General features: G+C 57.2%; 11 protein-coding genes. 8 read left to right on the plus strand and 3 right to left on the minus strand.

Features of this window, described 5'->3' with window-relative positions:
• Positions 1–144 precede the first annotated feature (144 nt).
• On the minus strand, positions 145–1,149 hold the full coding sequence (gene ispB / locus ACTH5D_RS15765; protein WP_441672884.1) for an octaprenyl diphosphate synthase: 1,005 nt from the start codon (positions 1,147–1,149) through the stop codon (positions 145–147).
• A 327-nt stretch (positions 1,150–1,476) separates the two neighbouring features.
• Between ispB and rplU the strand changes: the two genes are divergently transcribed.
• The 4 genes from rplU (at position 1,477) to proB (ending at position 4,670) form a co-directional block, all read left to right on the plus strand.
• Complete coding sequence (gene rplU / locus ACTH5D_RS15770; RefSeq protein ID WP_096276342.1) at positions 1,477–1,788, plus strand: 50S ribosomal protein L21; 312 nt, start codon at positions 1,477–1,479, stop codon at positions 1,786–1,788.
• 29 nt (positions 1,789–1,817) lie between these two features.
• Positions 1,818–2,075 (plus strand): 50S ribosomal protein L27, encoded by a 258-nt coding sequence (gene rpmA / locus ACTH5D_RS15775; protein ID WP_096276340.1) that lies wholly within the window; start codon positions 1,818–1,820, stop codon positions 2,073–2,075.
• A 171-nt stretch (positions 2,076–2,246) separates the two neighbouring features.
• Positions 2,247–3,434, plus strand: a complete 1,188-nt coding sequence (gene cgtA / locus ACTH5D_RS15780) for an Obg family GTPase CgtA (RefSeq protein WP_441672887.1) — start codon at positions 2,247–2,249, stop codon at positions 3,432–3,434.
• 96 nt (positions 3,435–3,530) lie between these two features.
• Positions 3,531–4,670, plus strand: a complete 1,140-nt coding sequence (gene proB / locus ACTH5D_RS15785; RefSeq protein ID WP_441672889.1) for a glutamate 5-kinase — start codon at positions 3,531–3,533, stop codon at positions 4,668–4,670.
• On the opposite strand, the gene ACTH5D_RS15790 is transcribed toward proB, so the two are convergent.
• Positions 4,665–5,669, minus strand: a complete 1,005-nt coding sequence (locus ACTH5D_RS15790) for a DUF1853 family protein (RefSeq protein WP_441672891.1) — start codon at positions 5,667–5,669, stop codon at positions 4,665–4,667. The genes proB and ACTH5D_RS15790 overlap by 6 nt on opposite strands.
• Positions 5,670–5,816: 147 nt before the next feature.
• Positions 5,817–6,293 carry a PepSY domain-containing protein gene (locus ACTH5D_RS15795; protein WP_441672893.1) on the minus strand — a complete coding sequence of 159 codons (477 nt, stop codon included), beginning with the start codon at positions 6,291–6,293 and terminating at the stop codon, positions 5,817–5,819.
• Between the two features lie 148 nt (positions 6,294–6,441).
• Here ACTH5D_RS15795 and ACTH5D_RS15800 point away from each other — a divergent pair, with 148 nt between their 5' ends.
• Genes ACTH5D_RS15800 through ACTH5D_RS15815 form a run of 4 tightly spaced genes read left to right on the plus strand, consistent with a single transcriptional unit; the run spans position 6,442 to position 9,893 of the window.
• Positions 6,442–6,810, plus strand: a complete 369-nt coding sequence (locus tag ACTH5D_RS15800) for a PepSY domain-containing protein (RefSeq protein WP_441672895.1) — start codon at positions 6,442–6,444, stop codon at positions 6,808–6,810.
• A 30-nt stretch (positions 6,811–6,840) separates the two neighbouring features.
• Positions 6,841–7,515 carry a response regulator transcription factor gene (locus ACTH5D_RS15805; protein ID WP_096276329.1) on the plus strand — a complete coding sequence of 225 codons (675 nt, stop codon included), beginning with the start codon at positions 6,841–6,843 and terminating at the stop codon, positions 7,513–7,515.
• The gene (locus ACTH5D_RS15810) at positions 7,512–8,891 is read left to right on the plus strand and encodes a sensor histidine kinase (protein WP_441672897.1); all 1,380 of its coding nucleotides are present in this window, start codon (positions 7,512–7,514) and stop codon (positions 8,889–8,891) included. Before ACTH5D_RS15805 ends, ACTH5D_RS15810 begins: the two co-directional genes overlap by 4 nt.
• Positions 8,892–8,906: 15 nt before the next feature.
• Positions 8,907–9,893, plus strand: coding sequence for a hypothetical protein (locus ACTH5D_RS15815; protein WP_441672899.1), 987 nt, complete (start codon positions 8,907–8,909; stop codon positions 9,891–9,893).
• The last annotated feature ends 32 nt before the right edge of the window (positions 9,894–9,925 follow it).

A 9,925-nucleotide genomic window follows, 5' to 3' on the forward strand; every position in this document is an offset into this window, starting at 1 on the left:
CCTACGACCTCTGCCTCCCGAAGGCAGCGCTCTACCAAGCTGAGCTATATTCCGAGAGCTACCGAGCACTGCTCAACAGCGGGAATGGATCATACTGATTCAGGGCCGTTTTTTCAAGTCCTTGATAGCGTGATCGAGCAATTTTTATGCTTTACGATCAACGGCTAAACGGGCTAGCTGCGCCATGCTGTCGCGATAAGCACTGGGCGGTAGAGCGTCCAGTTGCTCAAGGGCTTTGTCGGCCATTTCTTCGGCGCACTGGCGGGTGTAGTCAAGCGCGCCGGTGGCATGAACAATTTCCAGTACGGCGTCTAGCTGCTCAAGCCCGCCTTGGCGAATCACCTGGCGAATGAGCTTGGCCTGCTCTGGGGTGCCTTGTTCCATGGCGTGAATCAGCGGTAGCGTCGGCTTGCCTTCGGCCAGGTCGTCGCCAACGTTCTTGCCCATGGCGTCAGCGTCACCCTGATAATCCAGTAGGTCATCAATCAGCTGAAACGCGAGACCCAGATAGCGGCCATAATACTGAAGCGCGTGTTCTTGTTCGGGGGTGGCTTGGGCCAGCACGGCACCGCTGTGGGAAGCCGCCTCAAACAGCATGGCGGTTTTACCCAAAATGGTTTCGAAGTAGTCCGCCTCAGAAATACTGGGATTGCCAATATTAGTGAGCTGCAGCACTTCTCCTTCGGCAATGATGCAGGTGGCGCCGGAAAGAATCGCCATGATGCGCATAGAGCCCACGTCGACCATCATCTGAAAGGAGCGAGCATAGAGAAAGTCACCCACCAACACCGACGGCGCATTGCCCCAGGCATCGTTAGCAGTTTTCTTGCCCCGGCGCATGTGTGATTCATCAACCACGTCATCATGCAGCAGCGTCGAGGTATGCATAAACTCAATCAGCGTTGCCAACGGGATGTGTTTTTCGCCGGTGTAGTTGAGCGCGCGCGCGGCTAAAAGCGCCAATAGAGGGCGCAGGCGCTTACCGCCACTTTCAATGATGTACTGGCCGATGGTTTCGACCAGCGGCACTTTAGACGTGAGCTGCTCAATAATTGTCCGATTGACGGCTGCGAAGTCATCGGCCACCACGGCGTGCAGCGGTGAAGGCGTTGGGCTGACGGGTTGGGCTGAGGAGACGTTAGCGGTCATTGGATCCGTTCATCGCGGCAGGTGGAGGCGGTAAGTGCCGCCCGTAATTATGTCATTCGTTATGGTGATGCGTTGGGCTCATGCTATGGCGCTGCCTGTTGGGCGTCAAGGCGCGCTCAGCCGTGACGGCTTCTCCCTACCATTGACGAGTACAGGTAGTCTTGTGGTAAGAGGCGATAGTCGTTATAATCCGCGACCCACTCATCATGCTCCCTGTCAGATGGCTCCAGAAGGGGCGCCACTCGCAGCAGGTCGATAAGAGCGGAAGGCGATGAGCGCTGGTTACGCGGGGCGTAACTGGCATTAACGACAAGTCCGGAGAGTGACATGTACGCAATTATTAAAAGCGGTGGCAAACAGTACCGCGTTCAAGAAGGTCAGACCCTCAAGCTCGAAAAAATCGAAGTCGCTACCGGCGAAACGATTGAGTTTGATGAAGTGCTGATGGTTGCAGACGGCGATGACTTCAACATTGGCGCGCCAATGATTGGCGGCGCTAAAGTCTCTGCCGAAGTGGTTTCCCACGGCCGTGGCGAAAAAGTGACGATCATCAAGTTCCGTCGCCGTAAGCACAGCATGAAGCGTCAGGGCCACCGTCAGTGGTTCACTGAAGTCAAAATTACCGGAATTTCCGCGTAAGCGGTTAGTCCCTTTAGGAGGTTTTTGCAATGGCTCATAAGAAGGCAGCTGGCTCCACGCGTAACGGTCGCGATTCCGAGTCTAAACGCTTAGGTGTGAAACTGTTCGGTGGCCAATCGGCGACTGCGGGTAACATCATCGTGCGTCAGCGCGGCACGCGCTTCCACGCTGGCACAGGCGTAGGCCTAGGCCGCGATCACACGCTGTTCGCGCTGAGCGACGGTTTTGTGAAATTTGAGACCAAAGGTCCCAAAAACCGTAAGTTCGTTAGCATTGTTTCTGCATAAACGAAAAACGCAGCGCTAGATAGATGCTGCGTAAAAAAGCCCCGCTATGGCGGGGCTTTTTTGTCGGTTAAAACTCTTTTCGCATACGCTTTTCTGCCACGAGGGTGGATGAAAGCGCCGGTGAAAAAAAGTATTGCATATTAGGGCGGCGGAAGCGGCCGGGAGAATCCAATGCAGTTCGTCGATGAAGCCTCGATTATTGTTGAGGCGGGCAAAGGCGGCAATGGCTGTCTGAGCTTTCGCCGCGAAAAATATGTGCCCAGGGGTGGCCCCGATGGGGGCGATGGCGGCCACGGTGGTAGCGTTTACCTGATTGGTGACGATGCGCTTAACACCTTGATCGACTTCAAATTCCAGCGTTTTTATAAAGCGCAAAACGGCCAGGGCGGCATGGGCCGTCAAATGAGCGGCAAGGCCGGCGAAGATCTGCACGTAAAAGTGCCGGTCGGCACCACGGTGATTGACGAAGATACCTTGGAAGTCATCGCGGATGTGACCGAGATCGGCCAGGTGGTATTGGTTGGTGAAGGCGGTCGGCGTGGATTGGGTAACATCCACTTTAAGTCTTCGACCAACCGCGCGCCGCGTCGTACCACAACCGGTACCGACGGTGATCGCCGTAACCTGCGTTTGGAAATGAAGGTAATGGCTGATGTGGGTCTGCTGGGTATGCCTAATGCGGGCAAGTCCACGCTGATTCGCTCCGTGTCTGCCGCCAAGCCCAAGGTCGCTAACTATCCGTTCACTACGCTAGTGCCTAATTTAGGCGTGGTGAAGCTGGGCATGCATGAACACTTCGTAATGGCCGATGTGCCGGGTCTGATCGAAGGGGCTTCTGACGGTGCCGGCTTAGGGCTGCGCTTCTTGAAGCACCTGACGCGTACGCGGTTGCTGTTTCACGTCGTCGACGTAGCGCCGTTTGATGAGTCTGATCCGGTCGCGGCATCGAAGGCGATTGTGCGCGAGCTGGGACAGTTCTCACCGGCGCTGTCTGAGCGTCCGCGCTGGCTGGTCTTGAATAAGTTTGACCTACTGCCGGAAGACGAGCGCGAAGAGCGCGCTCAGGCGATTATTCAGGCGCTTAACTGGGAAGGCCCGGTGTTTCGTATCTCGGCCATTAGTAGCGATGGCACCGATAAGCTGGTTCAGGCGGCGTATCGCTGGCTGACCGAACAGCGTCGCCTTGAGTACGAAGATGAAGAAGCGCTGATTCGTGAGCAAGAAATGCGACGTCGCATGGAAGAAGAGTCGGTCGCACGTACTGAAGCGCGTCTGGGTCGTCGGCGTAAGCGTGACGATGAAGACGACGAAGATTTCGACGACGATGATTATGATGTTGAAGTTGAATACGCCCCATAGCATTTCGAAATCGCGTGACCCTGCTAGGGGGTAAGATAGTAAGCTAAAAGGGCTGCGTTCGCGCGGCCCTTATTGTGTCTGATAAAGGTGGGGCGGATGGAAAGTAACGAGCAAATTCTCGGACGCAGCGCATTGAGTCGGGCGCGTCGAGTCGTGGTAAAGATCGGCAGTGCGCTACTGACTAACGATGGCCGCGGCCTGGACGAACCGGCCATTGGCGGCTGGGTGGATCAAATCGCAGCCTTGCATCAGCGCGGTATTGAGGTGGTGCTGGTTTCCTCTGGCGCCGTGGCTGCTGGCATGGCGCGCCTTGGCTGGCAGGTGCGGCCCAGCGCGGTGCATGAGCTTCAGGCCGCTGCGGCGGTGGGTCAAAACGGACTCACTCAGTGCTATGAGCAGCATTTTGCGCGCCACAATATGCTCACGGCGCAGGTGCTGCTCACCCACGACGATCTGTCTAATCGCAAGCGCTACCTTAATGCGCTGTCGGCGCTGCGCACGTTGGTGGAAATGCGCGTGGTGCCGGTGATCAATGAAAACGATACCGTGGTCACCGATGAAATTCGCTTTGGCGATAACGATACGCTCGGAGCGCTGGTTGCAAATCTTTTGGAAGCCGATGCGCTGCTGCTGTTGACCGATCAGGAAGGTCTGTTTGATGCCGACCCGCGGCATAATCCGAATGCTCAGATGATTGCCGAAGGGCGCGCCGACGACCCGCGCTTAGCGGCTGTGGCAGGCAGCGGCGGTGCGCTAGGGCGTGGTGGGATGAGTACCAAAGTGCGTGCGGCGCAGCTGGCGGCGCGCTCCGGAGCGGTCACGGTGATTGCGAGCGGGCGCCAGCCTGACGTTATCAATCGAATAATGGCGGGTGAGTCGCTGGGCACGCTGCTGCGGCCTGATCAGGTGCCGATCGCGGCGCGTAAGCGGTGGTTAGCGGGGCAGTTGCAGGTGCGCGGCACGCTGGTGCTGGATGCCGGCGCGGTGAAAGTGCTGCGCGATAAAGGCTCTAGCCTATTAGCCGTTGGGGTGCGCAATGTGCAGGGCAGCTTTAAGCGTGGCGATATGGTGGTCTGCGTGGACGAGCAAGGCGCGTCAGTAGCCAAAGGCTTAGTGAACTACGGCGCTGATGAGGCGCATCAGCTAGCGGGGCAGCCCAGCCATCAGATTGAAGCAATCCTTGGCTATGTGGAAGCCCACGAGTTGATTCACCGCGATAATCTTGTGGTCTTATAAGCAAGCAGGTGGCGGTAAAGGCACTTGGCGCGGCCAGTCGTCAGGCACCAAAAAAACGCGCTCATAGCGCCGTTCATTCTGGTAATACAGCATGACCTGCTGGGGCGAGCACCATGCGTGCACTCTATCGATGACGCCGGGCAGCACTTCATCAATGGGGCGAAAAACGCTGGGTAGCGGTGGTGCCAGCCAGTGCGGTTTTTCCAGCCAGGCTACCGTGGGTACTGCCGCTGAGCTGGCGACAAACGCAGGCCAATCGCGACAGTAGCACCAGCGGCCACGGCGGTGATTCAGCGTGGCGCCTGCTGGCGGCGGCATTTCTGTGTGCCAGGGCGTTTGCCAGGGATAGTACAGAACGCCCGGTATGGCTAGCCGTTGCGTTAACTGCTCACCCAACGTCAGTTTAGAGGCGCCCAGGTCGCGCGGTGCCAGCCAATGCTTCAGGGTTGCCAGCGCAGGCAGCGTTGTGGAAAGCGGCAACTGGTGGCGCTGTAGATGGGCACACTTAAGCGCTAGGCTGTCTGCTCCGCCAGGGCCAATCCAGCGGCTTTGGCTACGCAAGTCCCCAGGCCCTTCCGGCAAACCCAGATAGAACTTAATCGCCACCTCCAAATGTATCGGTGCCGGGTTGTCGCGAGTGCGATAAAGCATATCCAGCTCACCCAGCGTAATGCGCTGACGCGTAATGCGTACGTTGTGCGCTAGCATGCGTGTGTTGGGGGCGTGATCAAGCAGCGTGTGCCAAAGGCGTTCGTGATAATGCCCCATGCGACTGGCCCGCGAACCCGTTAAAGCTGTTAGCGAAGGTGTTGGGAGTTGGCGCAGCCAGGGCAACAGCGAGTTTTCCAGCCCTAGTTCTTTAAGCGTCGGGCGGCCTGCGCAGGGAATCGGTGGCGCCATCTCAATAAGATCCGGCGTGGCGGCTAGCCAGGCTAAGTCACGCAGCGCCGCGGTGGGTAGTGTGTCGCCGGGGGGGCCATCAATGTCTTCGTTATGCACGGCGTTCTCCTCAGTCTGCGGCTATATTCGCTTCCTGCTGAGGCCATTATGACGCTTGGCTATTGCTAGGGCTATAACACAGCGGGCTCCCTTCAAGGGAGCCCGCAGGGCGGCTTAAAACACCGCTAGTAGAGATGATGCGATAGATTAGTCGCGGTCAATCTCGCTGACTTGATCAGCGCCTTGGCGCACGCTGATTTCCAGCTCACGGCCATTTTCGTCGCGGCCTTCAACATCGATCATGCCGCTTTTATCCATGTCGAGGTCTTCAAACTCAACCATGCCTTCCTGGCTGGCAACATTCAGCGCTTGGCGAATATCGTCTTCGCTCATACCCCAGGCACCGGTGACTAGGCGCTCGCGTTGCTCTTGCAGCGTTTCGCCGTCATCTAGTGAGAAATCAATATCGGCATACCACTCATCGTCCAGCCAGCCTTCCACTTCCACACGGCCACGGCTTTTAATGCTAATTTCTTCGTAATGGGTGAAACCGTAGTCGCTTGCGTGGGTCAATACGTCATCAATACGATCCATTGGCAGTGAATCAGCCTGAGCACTGCCAGCCGCAGCGGCAAGTAGTAGGGCAGAGGTCGGGATCAGCAGCATTTTTTTCATGGTGTTCATAGCAAATTCCTTCTTTACGTGACGAATCATTTACGTGAATCAATGGCACTCAGCCAATGCGACAGGGAATTTATACCACTGGGATACTTTCCTTAAGCTGACAAAACCGTTCATCTAACGTTCATGTTTCCTTAGGCATTCTGGCACTATGAGTAATGTCGTACGTCACCTTATAACGCCACTAGGCCGCTTCCAAAAAAGCGCTTGCCGCAGTGTTGCCAGTTTAGCCTTAGCGCTATTACTGGTCAGTAGCGCAGTGGGCGATCAGCCCTGGGAATCTCTGCATGGCGAGGTGAATCGTGGTGAAGTGGTGCCGCTGGACACTATTTTAGATTGGCTTGAAGCTCACTACATTGGTGAGGTGCTCGAAGTTGAAGTGGAGCGTGAGCGCGGGTTTGTAGAGTATGAAATTAAGCTGCTCGGACCCCAAGGCCAGATCGTTGAATTTGAATTTGACGGCCAAAGCGGTGAGCTAATGTCTATCGAAGGTGTACGCATTAACGATATGCGTCGTTAGCTTTTTTATATAAGAAAAGGGTAGTCAGTCATGAAGTGTTTGCTGGTAGAAGACGACCACGCGCTCGCCCGCGAGCTAAGTCAGGCGCTGCGCGACGGCGACTGGCTTGTAGAGCATGCGGCCACGGGCCAAGACGCTGATTTCCTGGTGCGCACGGAAGCTTATGACACGCTCATTTTGGATGTAGGCCTGCCCGACGGTGACGGTACTCGCTGGCTAGCGGCTTGGCGCGAAGATGGTATTGACCTGCCCGTGCTCATTCTTACCGCCCGTGAGCGCTGGGCTGATAAAGCGGCAGGCTTTACCGCTGGTGCCGATGACTATGTCACTAAGCCCTTTGAACCGGCGGAAGTGCTTTTTCGCCTGCGCGCCCTGGTTCGCCGCAGCCACGGCCATGCCCACCCGATATTGAAAGCCGGCGAGCTAAGCTTGGATACGCATACGCAGCACGTCGCGTTGGCGGGACGTCCGGTGGGATTAACCGCCCAAGAGACGCGCCTACTCGGTTATTTAATGCATGCCGCCCCGCGCGTGGTGAGTCGTACCGAGCTTTCAGAGCACGTATACGACCGTGACCATGAGCCGGACTCTAACGTGATCGACGTGCAGGTCAGCCGCCTGCGCCGTAAGTTGGGCAGCTGGCGCATTGCCACGCTGCGGGGGCAGGGGTATCGGCTCTTAGAAGAAGAGCCTGCCAGCGAATGAGTCACCCCCGTTCTGCGTGGCGTAATCAATGGAAAAAGCGTTGGGCCGGGCGCTCCATCGGCGTGCGGCTACTATTGGCGGTGCTGCTGATGGTCGGGCTGGCCCTCCCAGTTGCCGGTACGTTGCTTTCTCACCATTACCATTTAGCGGCGACCCAGGCCTTTGACGAGCGCCTGGAGGCCACGCTCAATGTGATTATCGCCGGTGCCACCTATGACCCCGCCGCCCAGCAGCTTGTCCACGACCGGGCGCTGGGTGACCCACGGTTTGATAACGTTTACTCCGGCTGGTACTGGCAAATAACCGATGCTGGCCAGCATACGTTGGCTTCCCGCTCGCTGTGGGATCAACGCCTGCCGGTTATTGCCAATGACACTCTCAGCGCGCGCTCATTGTCAGGCCCGCGCGGGCAATCGTTGCGCGTTGTTGAGCGTGATATTTATTTAGCGCCCTTGGAAAGACCCCTGCATATTAGCGTTGCCGCGCGGGACGATGTATTAGCCGCGGATATTCGCGAATTCCAGCGTCTTCTTTGGGGCGGTTTGGCGGGCCTAGGCATTTTGCTATTAGGCGTTCTGGCGCTGCAGGTTCGCTGGGGGTTAGCGCCGCTGCGGCGTATGCGGGCCAATCTGCATGAGGTAGAGCAGGGGCATGTAGAACAGCTGGATACTCGTTTGCCCGACGAGCTGGCGACCCTGGCCGCCTCAATGAATGCGGTGCTGGCGAGGGACCAACGCTTAATTGAGCGCGGGCGTCACACGGCCGGTAATCTGGCCCACGCGCTGAAAACACCGCTGAGCGTGATACGTCTACAGCTTCGCCAGCTGCCGGAAGACAGCCGTGCTACCTGGGAAGTGGAGTTAACGCGCTTAGACAGCGCGGTACGCCATCATTTAGCGCGTGCATCGGCGGCGGGCGAGGGCGCTCGCTTTGCACCCATTGATCTGCATGCCACGTTAGCGCCGCTGCTAAACGGGCTGGCCAAGCTTGGCCAGCGGCGCGGCATTACGCTGCGCCAAACATGGCAGCGTGACGTGAACGTGCATATGGATGGGCAAGATATTCAGGAGCTGGTAGGTAACTTAATGGATAATGCGCTGCGCTGGGCTCATAGCGATGTTCAGCTGCAGGTCCAGGTTAACGAGCAACAGCTCACTATTATCGTGAGTGATAATGGCCCCGGCATGTCTGACGCGCAGTGCCAGCAGGCGGTGCAGCGAGGCAAGCGCCTGGATGAGCAGCGTTCTGGTAGTGGTTTGGGGCTGGCTATCGTCACCGACCTTGTCGCTTTGTACAGCGGCCATATGCAGCTTTCCCGCGGCAGCGAAGGCGGCCTAAACGTCGAGGTTGGGCTGCCCGTGGTGGCGAACGGATAACGGAGATTTCATTGGATGCATGGCACGGATACGTTGCCCGATATTTTAGTTGGTCCTTTATTACGGCGCATCAGCACGACCCGGCTAGTAATGTGGATTGTCGCCACTCGGCCACTGACCATGACGCTGGTGCTACGGCCTGGCCAGCATGACGCCGAGTCCATTGGTTTGGCGCACCACCATCAGTGCGTTGCCATCGGTAAGCGCGCTTTTATCCATCTGATTGATATTGAGCTTGATACGCCGCTGCCTTGCGACGAGCGTATCGAATACGACCTGCAGATTGAAACGATGCAGGGTAGCGTGCAGTCGTTGCCTGAGTGGGCGCCCTGGTTGTGCTACGAAGGCGCCGATTACCCTGCCTTTGTAATTGCCTCGAGCCATCACCGGCTGATGCATGGGTCTTGCCGTAAGCCACATCACGATAGCCCCGATGGTTTGGTGCGTGCCGACAGCTGGCTTGGCGATCAGCAGGCAGCGCCTACCGAGTGGCCTGCTTGGTTACTGATGACCGGTGATCAAGTCTACGCCGATGACGTTGCTGGGCCGATGCTGCGCGCCGTACATGCGTTGATTGAACGCCTGGGATTAGTCGACGAACAGTTAGAAGGCGCCACGGTAAATGATAGCCAGGCGCTGTACGACTCGCCTGACAGCTATTATTGCCGCGCGGCGCTGCTGCCGGATTTCACCAGTAACGCCGCGCTGCGTGAGCGCTTTTTCGGCGGTGTCAAAAAGCCGGTGTTTACGTCATCCAATGCTCACAACCATTTAATGACGCTGGCGGAAATGCTCGCCATGTACTGTTTGGTGTGGTCGCCGGTGGCCTGGCAAGTGATTGCCCCCACGCCGCCCGCATTAGATGAAAAAGATGCCGAGCTTTATCGCCAAGAGCAGAAGGTGATCGATACCTTTGTTGAGGGCTTGCCCCAGTGTGCGCGGCTGATGGCGCACTTGCCGAGCCTGATGATCTTTGATGATAATCCGAATGTAGCTGCGTAGACTCTTAAATCCGAACTTAGTAGTCTATGGAC

The organism is Halomonas sp., assembly GCF_052095695.1.
GTDB lineage: Bacteria > Pseudomonadota > Gammaproteobacteria > Pseudomonadales > Halomonadaceae > Vreelandella.

Excerpts from the sequence above, each read along its gene's own strand:
- ACTH5D_RS15800 (WP_441672895.1), top strand. The coding sequence starts at position 6,442 with ATGAGTAATGTCGTACGTCACCTTATAACGCCACTAGGCCGCTTCCAA.
- ACTH5D_RS15815 (WP_441672899.1), top strand. The coding sequence starts at position 8,907 with ATGCATGGCACGGATACGTTGCCCGATATTTTAGTTGGTCCTTTATTA.
- rplU (WP_096276342.1), top strand. The coding sequence starts at position 1,477 with ATGTACGCAATTATTAAAAGCGGTGGCAAACAGTACCGCGTTCAAGAA.
- ispB (WP_441672884.1), bottom strand. The coding sequence starts at position 1,149 with ATGACCGCTAACGTCTCCTCAGCCCAACCCGTCAGCCCAACGCCTTCA.
- ACTH5D_RS15810 (WP_441672897.1), top strand. The coding sequence starts at position 7,512 with ATGAGTCACCCCCGTTCTGCGTGGCGTAATCAATGGAAAAAGCGTTGG.
- proB (WP_441672889.1), top strand. The coding sequence starts at position 3,531 with ATGGAAAGTAACGAGCAAATTCTCGGACGCAGCGCATTGAGTCGGGCG.
- cgtA (WP_441672887.1), top strand. The coding sequence starts at position 2,247 with ATGCAGTTCGTCGATGAAGCCTCGATTATTGTTGAGGCGGGCAAAGGC.
- ACTH5D_RS15795 (WP_441672893.1), bottom strand. The coding sequence starts at position 6,293 with ATGAACACCATGAAAAAAATGCTGCTGATCCCGACCTCTGCCCTACTA.
- rpmA (WP_096276340.1), top strand. The coding sequence starts at position 1,818 with ATGGCTCATAAGAAGGCAGCTGGCTCCACGCGTAACGGTCGCGATTCC.
- ACTH5D_RS15805 (WP_096276329.1), top strand. The coding sequence starts at position 6,841 with ATGAAGTGTTTGCTGGTAGAAGACGACCACGCGCTCGCCCGCGAGCTA.